The following is a 19,913-nucleotide window of genomic DNA, read 5'->3' as shown; positions in this document are numbered from 1 at the left end:
TTCATAGAATTTGTTTGCACTTACCCCTTTTGCATAATCTGTTCACCTTTCGTATCATATTCGCCAATAAACACAAACCCCAGCTTCTCGTACAAGCGGATCGCATCAGTATTCACTGGATAAACACTCAAGTACATCGGCTGTTCTCCGTATTCGTCCAGCACTTTTTGCATGAGCAACTCCATAAAATGACGTCCGAATCCTTTGCCTTGAAATTTTTCATCAATCATAAGACGATCGATCCACACATTGCCGCCACCCTTGCCGTCTCCCAAATAACCGTACATCGCAAATCCGACCGGCACGTCATCGACATATAAGCCAACGGGGCGGAATTCCTCCCATTGCTCTGCCTCCGCCAAGGATTCCTCTATCGTCTCGATGAAATGCCTTTGCTCCTCCGCCACACGCAATGATAAAATCTCTTCCTTATTGTCAATCGTCACCTTGCGTATATCCCATTTCACAATTATCGTCCCTTTCTGAAATCTACACCTTCTACTACGTTACCATAACTTCTAATCATAAAAAAGACCGCCCAATGCGCTACCATCAGGCGGTCCGTAATAGCAGGTTCCCTTCAAGAGAGGTCAGCTCGGTCGATAAAATAACCCGTCCATTAGCAAAACTCACTCAAGGATGGATTATTTTTTATTGTGGAACGACAGGATTGCTACGATTAATGCTCCAAATGTGAACATAATCATTAGCGCATCAGTGATTGCCATACGACCACCTCCCTTCATACGGGAAATGGCCGACCATCCTTGCGTCACCTTTTCTATTACTCTTTTATTCATATGTATCTTTCATGATCAATGGCCATTGGATATGCTGAGTTTGCATGTAAACGAAAACTAATTCCTCATTGAGTAAAAGTTAATACTTCCACTCATTTCCATACAACCTTACCGAAAAATCCAGCTCCATAGAATGCCATATGCATAATATAGAATAGAGATTCATGACAATAAGGGCCATGTAGTTGAAGGAGATGGAAAACATGAAGAAAAGCATTGGGAAATGGGGGCAATATTTTTTATTACAGCAACATCCATTAGTCACAAAACATATTCCAGTAACTTCTGTTTACAGTGAAGATATTTTGGATGAATTCTTGAATCGCTACCAGTCTGTCTACGTTAAACATGATACGACAGGCCAGGGCAGAGCAATCGTTAATATTCGTAAAGACCATGTCGGGAACTACTGTGTGAATGGTTTTACAATTCAAGGACAACCCATTCAAAAATCAGTTTCAAGAGTTGATGAAATTCAGCAGATTCTTCATCCTTTTATAAGATTTAATAGAAAAAGCGGTCTCTATATCATTCAAGAAGATATACAAAGTCATACCCAAAATGGACATCCTTTTTCCATTCGGGTTCATATTCAAAAACTGAAAAACAATTGGGTCATTGGGGGAATGTACGCAACATATGTGACCACCGGAATCAGCCCAGGAACAGAAAGCGGGATTGTGAATCCCTGTCTAAACGGGAAAGTAGTGTCCGTATCCGAAGTACTATCACAAACAATTATCAAAAATACTCAAAGGGAAACAGTCGAGAAAATGAAAAAAATCGCAATATCAGCAGCAAGGGTAATCCATTCCGTTTTGCCGTGCAGAGAATATGGAATTGACTTCGGGGTGAATCAAGAGGGAAAACCTATCTTGTTTGAAGTGAATATGACGCCAGGCATTGATGAATTTGCACTCATTGAAGAGTATGCGATGTGGAATCGAATCGTCGAGATACGGAAAATGCAAAGTGAATTTGATAGAACCAATTAAGTTTAAAAAAGGTATTCACCCCCACTCCAGAAATAATCGACTTCTGTCACTAACAAAGTTCCCATGGAGCTACATATAATAGATGCTTCTCAATGGACTACGTAATCACTATCAGCATTTGTTATTCTTCAAAAAGCGTGACATCCACTTAAGGGGAGCCAGTCAACTTGGTTCCCTTTTACTTTTGTATATGATTTGGTAATGGACCTACATATATATGGCGTAATTACAAATATTGGACACCAACCTATACGAAGACGAAGAAGCAAAAAACCGCCCAATGCACTACCAGTAGACGGTCTGTAATAGCAGGTCCCCTTGAAGGGAGGGATCAGCTCAGCGTTAAAATATCCCGTCCCTTATGAGTTCCCACTCTGAGGGATGGGTTGTTTTTCTCTTTTATTCATATGTATCTTTCATGATCAATGGCCATTGGATATGCTGAGTTTGAACGTAAAACGTAAACGTACAGCTAGACAGTCAATAACTGCTGCATCGTTTTATCCTCCGTCATCCTGCCAACTGTTTTTCTCTAGCCCCTACTAATGTGATGACAAACAGCGTGCCAAGGAATAAGGCGAATAGGATTAGGTAGCTAAAGCTTTGTTGGATTTCCAAGTATAACCCGCCAAGTATCGGACCTGTAAGACTGCCTAGACTGAAAAAGATTCCGCAAAGAAGATTCCCGGTAGGCAGCAATGCCTTCGGTGTCAAATCAGACATATATGAAATCCCCAATGAAAAGATGGAACCTGTAAATAATCCACCTATAAAGAACATGATTAAAATGCCAATCGCATTGCTTCCCATCATTCCAGCACCGGCAAATGCTACACTCCCCCCACCAAGTGCTACTAGCATAACCCGCTTTCTGCCAATCTTATCGGAAAGAATTCCTAAAGGCACTTGCGTTAAAATGCCGCCTACGGAAAAAGCCGGGATGATCATGGACACCATCGCGAGCGGAATACCGATTCGAAGTGCGTATACGGGAAACATGGAATTCAACGATGATTCAAGAAATCCGAAACCGAACGGGCCCAGGAATGCGATAAAGGAGACAGCCACCGTCGCCTTGACGCGGGGTATAAACCGCCCTTGCTCCACCTCACCCGCCATCACTTCAGGGAAGCCATTATGCAGCATAAAAACGAGCGACCAAGCGAGGAAGCTCAAAACAGCCGAAACGATGAACGGCAGTCCTTCGTATATATCGACTAAAGGCACAAACAACGGACCTACTGCAAACCCGACGCCAACCGATAAGCCATAAATGGAAATATTCCGGCCAAGCCGCTCCTTCGGCGACGAACTCGTCACCCAAGTTTGCGTGGAAAAATGAAGCGCATGATCCCCTATCCCGATCATCAAGCGAAGGAAAAACCAAAAAGCAACGCTCTTCCATAAAGGAAAGGACAAAAGAGAAAGGATGACAAATATGCCGCCAGCGATAATGGTCGGCTTATAGCCGAACCGCCTGAGCGGTGCTTCCATAAACGGAGAAACGAATAACGTCCCTATGTATAACGCTGTTGCACTCAAGCCGTTCAACGTGCTTGAAACCCCATCCCTTTCAAAGATGGCGGAGATGAGCGGCAATAGCATTCCTTGTGAAAAACCGGAAATCGAAACGATCAAAACAAGCACCCAAAAACGATGCGTATTTACAAATGTTCGCAAACTCATGACATGCTGCTCCTTTATGCTAAAAAATGACTGCCAGCTAACAAGCATACATTCATTAAAGCAGAAGTAACAATAAAGAACCACCCAATTCTTGTATAGTAGATTTCCTTCAGGGGGAATAAAAATACAGTTCCCATCAAGAAGTGATAGAGGTTAACCCTATAGGAGCGACCTGCTCATGCCACTGGCCATGATCCAATGAAGCTACATGTGCAAAATACGGTAGGTAGATGCATTTTGTTATTCCTCTGTACGAACGCGTGACATCCACTTAAGGGGAGCCAGTCAACTTGGCTCCCCCTTTCTTTTTTGAATTGGACCTACATATATATGGCGCAATCACAAATAAAGGACACCAACCTAGGCGAAGAAGAATAAACTAAAAAAGACCGTCCAATGCGCTACCAGTAGACGGTCTGTAATAGCAGGTTCCCTTCAAGGGGGATCAGCTCGGTCGTTAAAATAACCCGTCCCTTATGAGTTCCCACTCTGAAGGATGGGTTACTTTTTATTGTGGAACGCCAGTATTGCTACAATTAATGCTCCAAAAGTGAGCATAATCTTTAGCGCATCAGTGATTGTCATACGACCACCTCCCTTCTCAGGGGAAACGGCCAACCACCCTTGCGTCACCTTTTTCTATTACTTATTTATCATATGTCCGCATCTCTCCCAACAGCCATGGGATATGCTGAGTTTTATCACAAAATAAATTGTGTCGGTACCTGTGCATCACACATTTATGACAATTCACTAGGAACAATAAATATTCACAAGAAACTCCGTTAAAGATTGAAGATTGAATCTACTGAGATCTACTAGCAAGTCTATACAATTGTATTAAACAGAATTGTATCTTGCACAGGCACCTATTCGACCACGTATCTCCTAAATCGTAAATAACATAAAACAATCGCTATGACTCCAATCGCCCCTAAAACCATCAACCCGTTCCCTACAGTGATCGCCTCGTTAAAGCCCGCAACGGCAAACTCCCTATTTACGACTCTATGAATATCGACATAGGTGAATGGATTATACGCAGTCTTTGGCAAAACAGTCATCCCGAAGAAAGTTCCGATAAGTAAAATCGCTGCGTTGACCGTCGGGTTTTTAATAAACAGCGACAGGAGATAATAAATCGAAAACATGAAAACAATCAAAACAGCCGTCATTAGGAGTACTGTACTAAAATACTGTCCGATTGTTATAAATTGAAATGCATCCGTCCATTCATTCAAAATGATCGTTTCAAATCCGAATGGACTTTCAACTGGACCATCATAAATCAGTACGGGGTATTGCAAGCTGCCGACACCGGATGTAAATAGACTGGCGATAAGTGGCACACAAAAAATAATTAAAACAAAAGAAAGCGTGAACAGTAATCCACTGAGATATTTGGCAAAAAAGAGCTGTCGTCTTTTTAAAGGAAGAACCGCATACAAATTCATCCCTCTTTTTTTCTTTGTCGCTTCGGAAGAGACATTATTTCCGAAGACAAAGCAGCCGATTAGAATGATAAACGGGATAATGAAGGCGGGAATCACTTGATATAAAAAATAGAATCCCTGCTTCCCGTAACGTTTCGTACTCCTCTCCCACATTTCCAATACTTTCCCATCATGTTTATCGTACATAGTTGGATGATAAGGAATATAGTAGTCCCACTGCACGAAAGGTTCGACCCCTAATTCCGCTACGAGTTTTCTCTCTTCTGCGGATGCCCTCATCGTAAACATTGAAACTTGTTGATCCATAATAGAGTGCGCGATATAGTTCTGGCTGATGGAGATTTGTACAAGATTATTCAACTGTTCAAACTGCCATTCCGAAATTGCTGCCCAATTGCCAGATATAATATTGTCCCATTGAAACGTTTTATCTTCGAGCATTTTTTCATAGATAGCGATCCCCCGCTCTATATCAAGAACCTTCGCGCTATCTCCCGCCTTCTTTGCCTCTTCAAGATCAATCCTGTCCTGCGCAAGTTTTTCCGGAATATCGATTTGGCTATTTTCCAAATCAAGCATGCGAGTCTGATGAACACGATCAGCAACGGAATAATTAAAGAAATAAAACCCCGCGATTGCCACAACGGAAAGAATCATTGCGATCCATATCGATTTCTTCTTAAGCATCTTTTTACATTCAAAAAGAAAGTACTTCATGTCACATCCCCCGCTTTCGGTTGACCATCATGGTAGCCCCTAACAATGCGAATAGTGCCACGAATAAGACCGCTAATCCAGTAGGGAAAAATTGTGGAGTTTGTAAAATGGATTGGTCCACCATTTGATACGTGAATGGATTGAACATATTTTGAAACCCATAACTCGTTAGCAGCCACCCGCCGGCCATGATGAAAAGCAATGCCGAGAACGTGACGATTGTATTGCGGAATGCATACGCCAACAACAGAAGCAGGCCTACAGCAAACGTCATAAAGCTGAAGCTATACAGAATAGCTTCTATTAGATACTTCCCTGAACTAATAAATGTATCTTGGCTCGTATAGATCGGATATTGAAAAACATTCCCTTTTGCGCGGCCTAAAAGCTCTCCTAATAGATAGGAACTTCCAAAAATAAGTGCGAGCCAGAGAACGCCACCTGAAACGATTGCCACGAACTTGATGAACATATACTCCACTCTCGCCATCGGCAACGTCAATACTTGCCGGATCGTATTGTCGTCAAATTCCTTTGTCACAATGAGACCTAACACAAATAGCAGCATGACAAAGCCGACAGGATTCATCACTAACGAAACGACTTTTTTCATAAAGATCGACGTCTGGGTGGATAAATCAAAATCTTCCTTCGGTAAATTCCTTTTCAGCAATTCTTCATTCAATTTGATGATCCGTTCCATATCAATTTTGCTTACTCCGAAGTATGCGCCATCATATCGAATATATTGAATAGCGGTTTCATATACTTCGATTTCCGTCTGTAATTCCACTTGCCAGTCGCCGCTTTGAATTGTACCGATCAATTCTTGTAACCTTGCTGACAGTTCCGTGCCAAAATGCTGTTGTCCTCGAAGACCCATGGAGGAACCCTTTTTCAGCTCCTCTTCAACCCTGAGAAGCTGCTGGCTAACATCTTTTCGCAACTCCGTGAAATGCTCATTCTTTTTCACTTTAATTTGATCCTGTGACATATGGTTATAGAAAAAAAGGCCGAAAACAAAGACGAACGTCAGCTGCAAAAAAACAGGAAATACTTTCAATCGAGTGATCTTTTTCCACTCAAACAGGATTTTCTTCATGTGTTGACTCCTGAAAAGATCTCTTTATACAGTTTTTCCGATCCCGTTATTTCTTTTTGGATATCCAAAATGTGAATGCCTTCACCCTTGATGAGGTCAATTACGTTGTCCAGTTGTTCATTGTCCAATTGAACTCGAATTCCTCCACTGGTTGCTTCAACGTCATACTCGTGTTCAGTCAATACACGATGAGCAAGCCCATGATTGGAAAGTACAAATTCATAGTACGTATTTTCGAAAGTATTCATATCGACCTCTGTCAGTTTCCCGTCTTTTAAAAATAAAATCTGCTTGGTCACACGGTCAATTTCCGCTAAATTATGGGAGGATAAAAGGATGGTTGTACCTTTTTCAGCCAGTTCCAGTAAGATTCCCCTCATTAAAATAGCGCTTGTCGGGTCCAAGCCGTTCAATGGTTCATCCAATAGCAGCAACTTCGGTTCATTAATGAGTGCCATCGCCAGCAGCAAATGTTGTTTCATGCCGAGAGAATAGTTGCCGACCGTCTTCTTTAGATAGCCTTCCATGCCGACATACTCCGCCACTTCTTTGATCCGCTGTTTATAAATCTTTTGCACGTCACAAATATACTTCAAATGATCATACCCCGATAAATAATCAAATAAGACCGTATTGTCCTGAAGAAACGCAACTTCTTTAAAAACAGACGGATCTTTATTCGACTTGCCCATCAATTCGACCGTCCCGGAAGCAGCCGGAAGAATATTTGTGACAACGTTAAGAAACGTCGTTTTCCCTACACCGTTCGGACCAACCAACGCCCAAATGCCGGGTGAATCAATCGTAAAGCGGATCTTGTCGAGCACTTGGTGATTTTTATAAGACTTTGATAGATCATGGACTGCCAAAATAGCCATTGTCCTCCCCCTTGTCTACTCTGTTCGCATCCAAATAAATTCCAAGTTAATATTACCACAATTATCACATTGTTTGAATAGAGGAAAAATAAAGAAATGCGTTCGATGTTCTGTAGCCTCCAGCACGATATGGTTAGATGCTCCCTCGCAAGCACAACAGCGCAACAAAAAGGAGCCAATCAAGACCTGCTATGATTGACTCCCCTTCTCTTCTTATTCTTTTGTCTCCGATTAGTAATGAACTACCTTACAAAGGTACTCGTGCAACTAAGCTCCACACACCACTTTTCGTCAATTTATCTATATGCACTTCAATATCGCCACCTAAATAGACAGTCTCACCTTTAATTGCAACGACCATCGCTTGAACCATGGGATCACTATTATTTTTTTGGAAAACGTCGCCGATTTTAGGTATATAGACTGGAACCGAATGGTGTTCCTGCGTCTTTGCTTGGGCGCTCCTTTCATGCGCATCAGGTTGTGCTAGATCTATGATTGTTGCACCCTCTTCGAGCCTCGGTACCATTACCCAATACTCGCTATGTTTGATGCCATTCGATTTATTGCTAATCACGCCGTTCGCTTCAATCGAAGATACAGTTTCAATCGCGTGAAGATGGTGATGATCAATCGAGTCAGGTTTAGGATTTATAATTAAAATATAATCGCCGACGTTTGCTTTTACATCTTTATGAAGCGTATACCGTTGATAATTGAACATGAAACTATCTAAATGCTTCGGTTTATACAATGTAATTTCTTTTGCAGTGACGAGTTGCTGTTCCAAATCTTCAAGTCGAATAAGATGCACAGACTTCCTAAAAAACGGGTTTACCGAGTACACTTTATGCAGCTTATTGTGATAATAGACAAATTGTCCTTTCCTCACATTTAATAGATTCACTACAACCCCACCTTTTAATTTTTTCTGGTTTGCTGTCACCTTTCATTCCTATGCATGAGCTTATCACTCTTTATGCTGTATGATTTTATAAAAGGATACGACCATTAAAATGACAATAAGGGAGAGAGGCAATGCCGATATGATAAGCATATTTTGAAAGCCTTTAATACCTCCGGAATACATGACAATGGCGGCCATTGCAGCTAATGCGAGCCCCCAAACGATTTTGACAACATTTGAAGGATTCAATTGTCCCCCCGTACTGAACATGCCGAGTACAAATGTTGCCGAATCCGCAGACGTCACGAAAAATATGGCGATGACAAACACTGTAATCAGGGACAGAACTGTCCCAAGCGGATAATGCTCATACATGCCGAATGTCACCGTTTCCGTAACTAACGTGGACAGCTTGGCAAGCCCGTTTTGCTCCAAGTATAATGCGGAGCCTCCAAACACGGCAAAGAAGATAAATGTTACAAGTGTAGGAGCAAGTAATACGCCTGCCACAAACTCTCTTATCGTACGGCCTTTTGACACACGTGCGATGAACATGCCTACAAATGGTGCCCAAGAAATCCACCATGCCCAATAAAATATCGTCCAATCATTGATCCACTGACGCTGTTCTCCATTCAACGGTTTAAGTTCAAAACTCATTTCAATGAAATTCCCTGCATATTTACCGATTGAAGTTGTAAATAAATTCAAAATGTACATGGACGGACCAACAATAAACAATAGAACTAACAGGATAAATGCAACGACAATATTGATGGTGCTTAAGTATTTTATTCCCCGTCCGATCCCCGACCATGCGGATAAAATAAATAATACCGTCGCGATTGCTAAAATGATTAATTGAAACCAAAACGTTTTAGGGGCATCAAACAAATACGTCAAGCCGCTATTAATTTGTGCTGAACCGAATCCGAGAGTGGATGCAACACCAGCAACAGTCGCAAAAATCGCAAGCGTATCTACGATATGACCGACTGTGCCCCGCATGATTTTCTTGCCAAACAACGGCTCCAGCGTAGCACTAATCAACCCCGGGGCACCAACGCGGAATTTAAAGTAAGCGAGCACAAGTGCTACAATGCTATACAATCCCCAGCCATGAAGGCCCCAGTGAAACATCGCGTATTGAATGGATTCGATAATCGCCTGATCAGACCCTGGCGCCCCGTTCGGCGAACTGATGAAAGCATGTGAAATGGTTTCCGCTGTTGTAAAGAACATCAGTCCGATGCCCATCCCCGCGCTGAACAGCATGGCAAACCATGCAAGTAAACTAAATTCAGGCTTCTCATTTTCTTTTCCTAACTTCACCTTGCCAAAACGGGAAAACATGATATAGAAACAAAAACTAATCATCGCAACAATGACAAATATGTAAAACCACCCAAAATGATCATAAATAAATGCTGTCGCAGATACAGTCAACTCGTTTAAACTATCTGGGGCAAAAGCACCCCAAAGTACAATCGCTATACAAATAACGACTGCATACCAAAACACCCTTGTAATATGCAAAAAAAATTCCCCTTTCTACTTTTTCCACTTGTCATCCCTTCAAAGAATTACATCAATCATGTAAGTGGCATTTACTTTCCTGGTTGACCCTATCGACTTTGCAGCATGTTGCACGAAAGCCGCCTATCCGATTTAAAAAATCGTCATAGACGGCAGTTTGTCATGCATTTTTAAACATACAGCAATCAATTATACCCATTTTTTAAAAACGTAAACCTTTCCTCCACGATTGATTGATAATTTCAGTGTGGTGCCTGTGCAAGGCACATTTATGACAATTCATCATAAGTGATAAAAATACAAGAAAAGTTAGATGTTACTGGATTCTCTCGTTCATTTATGCGATTGTAGTTCATAATCTGAATTGTGTCTTGCACAGGCACCTTCGAAGGGCTCCTTCGAAGAAAAAGTAGTTCGAGGACCAGGTTAGCGCGCCCTTTATATGAAGCGGTTGGTTGACGGCTATTTCTGAACGGCTGCCAACCTGGTTTCCGAAATAAATGTCGGGGGTCCCATCCCCCTTCAGCATTATTCTTCTATTACCCAGCGATTTGAGTTCGATTCCCGTTTCATATGAAACACCTGCTCGGCTACTCCTGTACGGCCATATTGGTAGCGGATTTCTACTTCACTGTCAGAAACAGGGGTCGCTGTCCTGTACGATGCCTCCAGGAACAATTCGCCCAACCGGTTCAGTTGTGCAAACAGCGGCGTTTCTGGCAAATTGCCGAAGCCTAACAGATCATCGTACAAATACAAATCAAAGTATTGCTCAGGTGTATAATCGCCCGTAAGCTGATCAGATAAATAATCGATATAAATCGAGTCGGTTCGCTCTTCCGTTGCAATACCTACCACTTGTCCGTAAATTTTGTGCACAGGTGTAATCGTTGCCCCCTGCACCGTTTCATTGGCAGGGAAATGGTTCAACAATAAATATTCCCGCGCATTCAACAGCTGGTCATAGCCTCCTAAAATCTTCACTTCCTGTTCTTCATAGCGATCCATAAGATCGGATTTCACCGGTTTGCCGTTGATGCGCAACTTGCCGTTTTTCAACACAACCCGATCCCCCGGAACCGCAATCACCTCGTAATAGGCATCCATATAGGTCGGTAAATGGCTTGACGTGTTCGTCATCGTGCGAACAATATCGCCCGCCTCATAGACAACTTCATCGAATAAATTCGCTTTGCGCTCAATGACCGTATGGAAAACATCCGAACTCCCTTGTAATGAAAATGCTTCTTTATCCACATAATGCAGTCCTTCGACTTCGTCAAAATGCGGAAGCGCAGCAAATTCCTCATACTCAACGGCCGACAGTTGCTTCTTCTTTTGCAGTGCCGAGATTTGCGCCAAATCATCAAGCGGATCATATGGGGTGCCTGGCCCCTGGTCTGCAGAAAGATAGTTCATCGGGTCAATCGCTAGAAAAAGAACCAATGCCACGACAGGAAGCGCAGCCGAGACAAACAGCACTTGCCAAGAAAACTTCCTAGCCGGTGGCGTCTGCAGCTTTTCGCGTACACGCTGCTTGATCCGCCGTTCCTGCATCGACGTATCGCCCATCATGTCATCGAGCTTGCGTTTGAATTCATTCATTTGCTCTCCACCTCCTCTTCCTCAAAAAATTCCTTGAGCTGCTGCTTTGCCCTTCGCAGCCGTGTTTTCACGGTATTTTCATTCAGCTGCAGATAGTCTGCTATTTCCGCGATCGATTGCTCGTCATAATAAAACAAGATTAAAGGTTCGCGGTATTTTAACGGAAGCTGGAAAAGATTCTTTTCAAGTGACGCCAGCCGTTCTTGCTCCAACACGACTTCATCCGCACCTTTTTCCGAAACAAAGATTGTATCGAACAGCACATCTTTTTTATGCTTCCACGAGCGCAAATAATCTTTTGCTCGATTGGCAGTCATTTTTGTTAAATACGTCTTCAACGACGCTTCATTGCGAAACTGGTCACTCTTTTGAAAATACGTAACAAATACTTCTTGCACAATATCTTCGGCAGTCGACCAATTCTTCACATATAAATAAGCGATTCGCACTAAATAACGCGAATGCTCATCGATTATTTGATCAATACTACTCATTTATGAACCCTCACCCTCTTCTACGGCCACGTCATGTCACCCTCCACATACGCAACAAATTGTTCGAACGACTTTTTCTCGGTTACTCCGTATCGGCATACTTCATAATTTGACGTCTTCCGATTGGCATACCCTTCCGTCGTCGTAAAGCCGATCAGCAATCCCGTCTCTTTCGCCGCCGCAATGAAATCCCCATTATAATGCCCAAACGGATACGCGATTGAAACGGCTGTAGGCACTTGCTCGATATTTCGCTGTAAATCCAATAGGATCTCTTCTTTTGATTGATCAAACACAATCCCTGTGCCCGTATCCTCATTCAATGAATGCAATTCATACGTATGGGCTTCAAATTGGAAAACATCCGCCAACTCTTCTATATCCCCCACGGTAAAAAATTGCAGCGGGCCTTCCGCATCAAACAGTTGCGCTCCCTCTGCCCGACCCGTTCGCGAAGAAATAATATGCTGAAGCGCCGTAAACCCGTATTGCTTTAAAATCGGATACGCATATTCCTTCGTCGATAATAACCCGTCATCGAATGTAAGGAGCACCGCTTTGTTCGGTACAACGAGACGTCCCTCCAAATAATCATAAAGCTGATGTGCTGTCAACGTCTCGAAATGATGCTCCGCCAAGTATCCCATCTGCTGCTCAAATGATTCCAACGAAATCGTGCTATTCATCGTGCTCATCAACTCAAGCGGTAACACCTGATGGTAGACAAGCACAGGCAATCCCGCATCCAATGCAACAGACTGCTTATGAATATATCCCGGCCGCTCCGCTATCGTTAGGATATACCAATCTCCTTCCTCCCGCACGACTGGATAGCGATAGCCTTCTTCCAATTCCATGATAACACTGCTCTCTAAGTTAGCATTCTCATACACTGCGGTTTTTTGCAATGCGTGAACGGCAGCCAACCGCTCCATTTGGACAACTGTCGAAAGCTTCTTCTTTTCGACCGTCCCCTGCCCCTTACGGACAAAGGCAGACATATTTCCGAGCCGAAGCTCATAATACACCTCATCCTCACCCGTGATCGCAACAGGCTGATCCGCCTCCAACACACCAATCTGCGTCAAGGCAGCGCCCTTCATATAAATCGGCTGGCGCTCTTGCAAAGTCAGTACCCGTTCAAATTCCCTCTTTGCGAGAAACCGATCCGTACTTTGCGCAAACACTCTTCCTTGCGTTTCAATCAAAATCCATATCGCTCCAACACTTATAATAAATACGATTAAGAAAACAACTAACGGCAATTTCCTCATAGTCTTTACCTCCACTGTCAATCAAGCAACGTACAGACGGAGATTTTCAGGAAAAGTTTCATAGTGTTTTAAAAAAGTTTTTAGGGTGTTCTTTTAACGCAAATTTCATTAGGTCAGAGGTCACAAAATGACAATAAAAGCCGGGAAATGATCGATAAAAATCCAACGCTATGATAGTAGAAGAAAATGAATCATTTATCTCTCATCATTCGTATAAATAGTTAACAGAAACTGCGAAGATACGAGGTGAGAGGATGAAGAAGAGAGAAAGAGGAATTGCTATATTTTTCATCGCATTCTGCATACTATTTGCAGGTTGTTCGAAGTTCGATGAGCAAGATCAAATTAAGGAAACGGTAAAAAAGGTTGTCGAACTGCAAATGAATGCGCCCGATGAAAAAGCTATTTTCCAGAACTACTTCTCGGACGACGAAGGAAAATTCGAGGAAGAATACGCTCAATACATGTCATATTTAAAGGAAACGTACGGACCTTACTTTACGGAAAGCACATTCGAGCTATACACTCGAACGGATGAGTTTGATATGTTCCATACTGTAGCCGACAGATACGACTATCAGTTAAAGGTAAACGATGTCACAGTGGAGCAAAACGAAGAGACGCCAACAAATTATAACTTTACAGTCGATCTGGATTATGTGAATAAAGACGGGGAGAAAACGGCGATCGAAGTAACAGGTGTCGCCATTATGCGCGACGACCAAATTGCAAAAATGTCATACCTCGGCGACAAACAATTGTTGAGAAGCTTGTATAGTGGCGGCTTGGAATAAATGTTTGCCGCCGTAATCAATAGAATGAGGAATCTATCAAATTCTAGTTTGATTTGGTTCCTCATTTTTTTATTCGATTGGACTTCCATCCCCCTTACTAATACGTGATAACATCCCGTTTCCCATCGGAATACCATAAAGGAGATGAAGAATAAGGAGAGAAGTGCATTGCAGATTCATGTCGTCAGACAGGGAGATTCTTTGTGGGCAATTGCCAATCAATACGGTGTTACAATGAATCAAATTGCATCGGCCAACCAATTGGAAAACCCGAATGCATTAGTCATCGGTCAAGCGCTTGTAATACCGACCGTTTCCCGTTCAACCGCCCAAAAGCCAGTCATTGATGTGAATGCCTATACAATCAATACAGGGGAAACAGGCGCGAGGGAGATTCAAGAAGTCGGCCGTTATTTAACGTACTGGATGCCATTTGTGTATAGCGTGAAAGAGGATGGTAGTTTAACGACTCTCGATGATGAGGAAATGCTCAAATCCGCAACTGCCGAACGAATCGTGCCAGTGATGGCTATCACAAATTTCAGTGCCACAGAAACCGGATCTGACCTTGCTCATACTGTCCTATCAAGTCGTGAACTTCAAGAAAAGGTCATTACGAATGTACTTGCTGTTATGAAAGAGAAAGGGTATCAGGGATTAAACATCGATTTTGAAAATGTGTATCCTGCTGACCGAGAGAATTACAATCAATTTTTACAACTTGCGGTCGATCGGTTACATCCAGAGGGATATTCTGTATCATCAGCTCTTGCTCCAAAAACGAGTAGTGAACAAAAAGGATTGCTATTTGAAGCGCATGATTATCAAGCGCACGGTAGAATCGTCGATTTTGTTGTACTGATGACATACGAATGGGGATATCGAAAGGGACCTGCTCAAGCGATTTCACCCATTAATGAGATTAAAAAGGTTCTCGACTATGCTGTCACGGTCATACCGCGGGACAAAATTTTTTTCGGCTTCCAAATTTATGCACGAGACTGGCTTCTTCCTTTCGTTCAAGGGCAGGAAGCTGAAACATTCAGCGCACAGGAAGCGGTCCGTCGAGCCATTCAACATCAAGTAGCCATTCAATATGACACGAAAACACAATCTCCATTTTTCCGTTACACCGACGAGCAAGGGCGCACCCATGAAGTCTGGTTTGAAGACGCCCGTAGCGCACAAGCAAAGTTCAATATGGTAAAAGACTATAAACTCCGAGGCATCAGTTACTGGGTGCTTGGCTACCCCTTCCCGCAAAACTGGCTATTGCTTGGAGACACTTTCACGATACGGAAGAGAGTGTAGATTGAGGATTCCGAGTGAATCAATGATAAGATAACCCATCCTAAGTGAGCAATCTCTCAAGGATGGGTTATTTTTGGTGTCTCTATTTCCTTCATCAGGAACGGTTGCTGTTGATTCAATTTCCCTTCCCTAAACATAATTTCCCTCTCTTAAACCGCTTCATAGCAATGTCATTGCGAACTATCTAATATTTCCAAAGAAAAACATATAGACAATGAAAGCGCTTTATAGTAACGTATAAGGAAACTTAAAGGAATTTGTCCTTATATAGATTCATTGAATACAGAGGGGGATGGGATATTGCTAGTCACAATCGGCGTTGTCGGGCCTGCGGAATCAGTTGGTAAGATTTTGTCAGTTGCGGAGGAGTTTCCTAATACAAAATGTATCCCTTTTATCTACGAAACAGTGACCGAATTGCCTGCACTGATTGAGCAAGGACGTCCCATCGTGGATCAGTGGTTGTTTTCCGGAATGATGAATCATATGTACGCTCTACAACATGGCTTAGTTAAGGAAGAACAAGCGAGTTTTCCTTATTTGCACGGTTCAAGCTTTTTTGGAAAACTATTAGAAATACAAGCAAACGAAGGTAGAATCATTCGGTCTGTGAGCATTGATTATATTACGGCTGAAGAAGTGCAAAAAGTAGTTTCTTTTTACGACTTAAATTACCTTCATTTCGAAACGATCCCTTCTTCTTGTAACGGAGATGGTAAGCAACTCTCTTTTCTTCACGAAAAACTTTATAAAGATCAGAAAACCGAAGTTGCCATTACAGCTATGAAGGAAGTATATGATCGGCTAAAAGAAGCCGATGTTCCGGTCTACCGGCTGACCCCTTCCTACATTGCAATCAAATTGTCTATTGAATTGCTGATTAAAAAAGCGCAGTCCAAACACTTTGAAAACTTACAGATGGCTGTGATAGGCTGCCAAGTGTTAAATGCCAATGAAAATATCGAGAAATCGATATTTGAATGGAAGCACCAAGACTTACTCGTTAAGAAACACCTTCTGACGTTAACGCAAAAATTGAACGGCTCCTTCGTTGAAATCGCAGACGGCCTTTACTCGATCTACACGACGAAAGGCGAAATTGATGAAGATATTGAATCATCCTTACTAACTACTATCGGAACATTCAAATTGAATGACCAATTGGATATCGGTTTTACAATCGGTTATGGACAAACTGTTGTAGAAGCTGAACAACATGTACGACATGGTCTCAATCAATTAAAAGCAGATGAAGAGCCCTATCTTCTGATTGTGAAAACAAAAAAAGATATTACGCAAAAAGTTCAAAGCGATTATTCAAATATGTTGAACACTACCGAGTTGCGGACAATCTTGCAGGAACGTTTCCAATTGACGGACAGCAACGCACGCGATGTGTTGCGATTGGCCTTTAATTGTCAGCGCTATAACAAACAGGAATTTACAGCTGACGATGTGGCGCAATGGTTCACGAACACAAAGCGAAACGCCCGCAGGATTTTATTGGAATTACAGCAAACAGGTATCATTGAGATTTACGATAAAACACAAACGACACCAAGAGGACGTCCTAGCAATGTGTATCGCTTTTCGGACCAAGAACTTCTCTTTGGAAAGGAGGAGTAAACGATGCAACATCTGACTACGTGGATCGAAGAAAAGCTTCTGCAAGTCAATCTTGTAAACACAATGGACCAGGCAGAAGGATTTTCACGTCTTGGTTATACGAAGGAAGAGCAGGCATCACAGGAACAATTCCGGTACATCGCCAAAGACCTTGGACTGCAAACCTATCAAGATGCTGCAGGTAACCAATGGGCTTTGTGGAAAGTCGATGAAGCAGCAGGTTGGATTGCCACCGGTTCCCACCTCGATACTGTTTACAACGGCGGAGGCTACGATGGCGCGGCTGGTGTAGTCGCAAGCCTAGCGGCAGTGAAACTACTCAAAGAGCAATCCTTCCAGCCGACAAAGAACATTGCCGTTATTGCATTTGCCTGCGAGGAATCCGCGCGCTTCAATGTTTCTACGATTGGCAGTAAAGCAATCTGCGGGCTGTTGGATAAAGACAAACTTGCTTCCCTTGAAGATAGTAGCGGCATCACCTTAAAGAAAGCGTTTACAAACTGTGATTTGGACTGGGAGTTACTTCATGAAGCCCGACTGGAAGATCATCAACTTGAACAATTTGTCGAATTGCATATTGAACAAGCAAAGAAGCTGGAGAAGTCCAAAAGAGATATCGGGATTGTGCAAGCAATTGCCCAACCTACTAGACTCCGAATCACTTCTGTCGGAAAAACAAACCATACAGGCACCACGCCGATGGATGAACGTCAGGACGCACTTGTCGCGATTGCACCGATCATCAGCTTCATTGAGGAAACAACGGTAGACATCAATCAACAACAAAATGTCCCGCTTGTAGCTACTGTCAGCACGATACAAAACAGCCCGAATGCGATAAGCATGATACCGGGAGAAGTCGTGTTAGTCGTCGATATCCGGAGTACGAACGCACAAGCAAAACACGAACTCGTTAGTAGAATTAACAATTTCGCACTAGCAGTCCAAAGGGACAGACCGGTTGTGATTACGATTCAAACGCTCGTTGATGATGAACCAATCCAACTCGATGCATCCATACAAGCTAAGCTCACACATATTTGCGAGAAAATTGGATTGTCATCGATGCCGTTAGATAGCGGGGCTGGGCATGATGTTATGAATTTGGCCAAACGCTGGCCATGCGGGCTAGTATTCATCCCTTGCCGCGACGGGGTTAGCCATAACCCGTCAGAGCACGCCGATAGTGAAGATCTATTGAAAGGAACGAGAGTGCTAGCTGAATATCTACGAGAAACAGCTGGCAACGACTACTCTTCATTAGAATAAAAACTAGGAGGACATCAAATGTATACATTCATCAAAGAGTATATGGAAGAAAACGCAGATTACTTCAATGAGGTATCTGCCTATCTATTCCACCATCCGGAAACACGTTTTGAAGAATACAAGTCTGCTGCATTTTTATCTTCAGAATGCGAAAAACAAGGATTTGAAGTGGAGCGCAACCTCGCAAATATCCCTACCGCCTTCAAAGCGACATTTGGATTTGGTAAACCTGTCATTGCGTTTCTAGGTGAATATGACGCATTGCCCGGCTTAAGCCAAACACCTTCTATATCAAAAGAAGAGCAAGTGAAAGAATCCCCTGACTTCGGACACGGATGCGGTCATAACTTGCTCGGTACAGGGGCATTTGCCGCAGCATGCGCTACGAAAGCTTATTTGAAAGATAACAACTTGAAAGGGACAGTCGTTTTTTACGGATGTCCAGGTGAAGAAGGCGGATCCGGGAAAACGTTCATGGTGCGAGACGGTGCGTTTGAAGGCGTCGCTGCAGCTCTGACCTGGCATCCGTCTCCGGGCAACTCCATTATGGGCCGGCCGACATTGGCAAATTATCAAGTTTCCTTCCGTTTCAAAGGCGTCGCTGCCCATGCGGCAAATTCCCCGCATTTAGGCCGCAGTGCGCTGGACGCCGTTGAGTTGATGAATGTCGGCGTCAATTATTTACGCGAGCATATCATCCAAGATGCCAGGGTTCACTACGCCATTACAGATACAGGCGGCTTTTCACCTGCTGTTGTGCAGCCTCATGCAGAAGTTCTGTATTTGATCCGCGCACCGAAAAACAATCAGGTGGAAGGGATTTATCAGCGGATTTGCAAAATAGCAGAAGGTGCTGCACTAATGACAGAAACGGAACTGGAAATTGAATTCATGAAAGCATGCTCCAACTATGTTCCAAATAGAAGTCTAGAACGAATCCTGTACAAAAATCTGAAAGAAGTTGGAGCCAGTGAACCTTCTGCAGAAGAAAAAGCTTATGCAAAACAGATCTGGGATACTTTCTCGTCTGATGAGCAGGAATTCTACTTAGACGTCATGAATGGATTCGGTTATATCGGAGACGGCAGCGAATTCGAAGGAAAATATTTGAATGACAGCATTTCGGATTATGAAGAATCGAAAGAAATTTTCTACGGTTCTACAGATGTAGCTGATGTCAGCTGGGTACTCCCGACTGCTCAATTAACTGCCGCCACAAGCACACTTGGAACTGCTTTACACACATGGCAAATGACAGCACAAGGCCTTTCCGATTTCGCAAATCGCGGAATGTTGCGTGCGGCTTCCGCTATGGCATTGACCGGCATTGAACTGGTCACTTCATCCGAAAAACTGGAACAAGTGAAAGAAGAACATGCTCAGTTCGAAAAACAAAATCCTTATATCCCCCCTATCCCGAAAGATGTCAGTCCATCTACACTGGGCGGGAAAAGAATCTACTAAC

At 42.9% G+C, this 19,913-nt stretch carries 18 protein-coding genes; 6 read left to right on the top strand and 12 right to left on the bottom strand.

Annotated features, from left to right (window positions below; all coding sequences use genetic code 11):
* Positions 1-20 precede the first annotated feature (20 nt).
* Together AWV70_RS05060 and AWV70_RS23755 are read right to left on the bottom strand one after the other, a co-directional pair.
* A complete protein-coding gene (locus tag AWV70_RS05060) occupies positions 21-467 on the bottom strand; it encodes a GNAT family N-acetyltransferase (RefSeq protein ID WP_060204917.1) in 447 nt (148 codons plus the stop codon).
* Between the two features lie 177 nt (positions 468-644).
* Entirely contained in the window at positions 645-800 is a 156-nt protein-coding gene (locus tag AWV70_RS23755; protein WP_160327627.1) for a putative holin-like toxin, read from the bottom strand.
* 203 nt (positions 801-1,003) lie between these two features.
* On the opposite strand from AWV70_RS23755, the gene AWV70_RS05055 reads away from it, so the two are divergent.
* Entirely contained in the window at positions 1,004-1,795 is a 792-nt protein-coding gene (locus AWV70_RS05055; RefSeq protein WP_060204916.1) for a YheC/YheD family protein, read from the top strand.
* A 510-nt stretch (positions 1,796-2,305) separates the two neighbouring features.
* Here AWV70_RS05055 and AWV70_RS05050 read toward each other — a convergent pair.
* From AWV70_RS05050 to AWV70_RS05010, 10 genes are all read right to left on the bottom strand, one after another.
* Complete coding sequence (locus AWV70_RS05050) at positions 2,306-3,481, bottom strand: MFS transporter (protein ID WP_060204915.1); 1,176 nt, start codon at positions 3,479-3,481, stop codon at positions 2,306-2,308.
* Positions 3,482-3,982: 501 nt separating this feature from the next.
* Complete coding sequence (locus AWV70_RS25275) at positions 3,983-4,066, bottom strand: putative holin-like toxin (RefSeq protein WP_414714817.1); 84 nt, start codon at positions 4,064-4,066, stop codon at positions 3,983-3,985.
* A gap of 284 nt (positions 4,067-4,350) precedes the next feature.
* Entirely contained in the window at positions 4,351-5,652 is a 1,302-nt protein-coding gene (locus tag AWV70_RS05045; protein WP_060204914.1) for an ABC transporter permease, read from the bottom strand.
* Position 5,653: 1 nt separating this feature from the next.
* Positions 5,654-6,754: an ABC transporter permease subunit gene (locus tag AWV70_RS05040; protein ID WP_060204913.1), complete on the bottom strand. Its 1,101-nt coding sequence runs from the start codon at positions 6,752-6,754 to the stop codon at positions 5,654-5,656.
* Positions 6,751-7,632, bottom strand: coding sequence for an ABC transporter ATP-binding protein (locus AWV70_RS05035; protein ID WP_060204912.1), 882 nt, complete (start codon positions 7,630-7,632; stop codon positions 6,751-6,753). The genes AWV70_RS05040 and AWV70_RS05035 overlap by 4 nt, the downstream gene beginning before the upstream one ends.
* 247 nt (positions 7,633-7,879) lie before the next feature.
* Entirely contained in the window at positions 7,880-8,539 is a 660-nt protein-coding gene (locus AWV70_RS05030) for a hypothetical protein (RefSeq protein ID WP_060204911.1), read from the bottom strand.
* Between the two features lie 63 nt (positions 8,540-8,602).
* On the bottom strand, positions 8,603-10,075 hold the full coding sequence (locus AWV70_RS05025) for a BCCT family transporter (protein WP_060204910.1): 1,473 nt from the start codon (positions 10,073-10,075) through the stop codon (positions 8,603-8,605).
* Positions 10,076-10,603: 528 nt separating this feature from the next.
* Positions 10,604-11,680 (bottom strand): S26 family signal peptidase, encoded by a 1,077-nt coding sequence (locus AWV70_RS05020; protein WP_060204909.1) that lies wholly within the window; start codon positions 11,678-11,680, stop codon positions 10,604-10,606.
* A complete protein-coding gene (locus AWV70_RS05015) occupies positions 11,677-12,174 on the bottom strand; it encodes a sigma-70 family RNA polymerase sigma factor (RefSeq protein WP_060204908.1) in 498 nt (165 codons plus the stop codon). The genes AWV70_RS05020 and AWV70_RS05015 overlap by 4 nt, the downstream gene beginning before the upstream one ends.
* A 20-nt stretch (positions 12,175-12,194) precedes the next feature.
* The gene (locus tag AWV70_RS05010) at positions 12,195-13,448 is read right to left on the bottom strand and encodes a polysaccharide deacetylase family protein (RefSeq protein ID WP_060204907.1); all 1,254 of its coding nucleotides are present in this window, start codon (positions 13,446-13,448) and stop codon (positions 12,195-12,197) included.
* 254 nt (positions 13,449-13,702) lie between these two features.
* On the opposite strand from AWV70_RS05010, the gene AWV70_RS05005 reads away from it, so the two are divergent.
* The 5 genes from AWV70_RS05005 to AWV70_RS04985 all read left to right on the top strand — a co-directional run bounded on the left by AWV70_RS05005 (position 13,703) and on the right by AWV70_RS04985 (position 19,912).
* On the top strand, positions 13,703-14,242 hold the full coding sequence (locus AWV70_RS05005; RefSeq protein WP_060204906.1) for a hypothetical protein: 540 nt from the start codon (positions 13,703-13,705) through the stop codon (positions 14,240-14,242).
* 168 nt (positions 14,243-14,410) lie between these two features.
* Positions 14,411-15,553, top strand: a complete 1,143-nt coding sequence (locus tag AWV70_RS05000; protein WP_060204905.1) for a glycosyl hydrolase family 18 protein — start codon at positions 14,411-14,413, stop codon at positions 15,551-15,553.
* Between the two features lie 300 nt (positions 15,554-15,853).
* Positions 15,854-17,179, top strand: coding sequence for a hypothetical protein (locus AWV70_RS04995; RefSeq protein ID WP_060204904.1), 1,326 nt, complete (start codon positions 15,854-15,856; stop codon positions 17,177-17,179).
* A 3-nt stretch (positions 17,180-17,182) separates the two neighbouring features.
* The gene (locus AWV70_RS04990; RefSeq protein WP_060204903.1) at positions 17,183-18,448 is read left to right on the top strand and encodes a Zn-dependent hydrolase; all 1,266 of its coding nucleotides are present in this window, start codon (positions 17,183-17,185) and stop codon (positions 18,446-18,448) included.
* 18 nt (positions 18,449-18,466) lie between these two features.
* A complete protein-coding gene (locus AWV70_RS04985) occupies positions 18,467-19,912 on the top strand; it encodes an amidohydrolase (RefSeq protein ID WP_060204902.1) in 1,446 nt (481 codons plus the stop codon).
* Position 19,913 lies beyond the last annotated feature (1 nt).

Origin of the sequence: Sporosarcina koreensis, from assembly GCF_001531445.1 — a bacterium.
Taxonomy (GTDB): Bacteria; Bacillota; Bacilli; order Bacillales_A; family Planococcaceae; genus Sporosarcina; species Sporosarcina koreensis_C.
The sequence above is the reverse complement of the archived record's forward strand: the minus strand, read 5'-3'. Positions and strand labels throughout refer to the sequence as shown.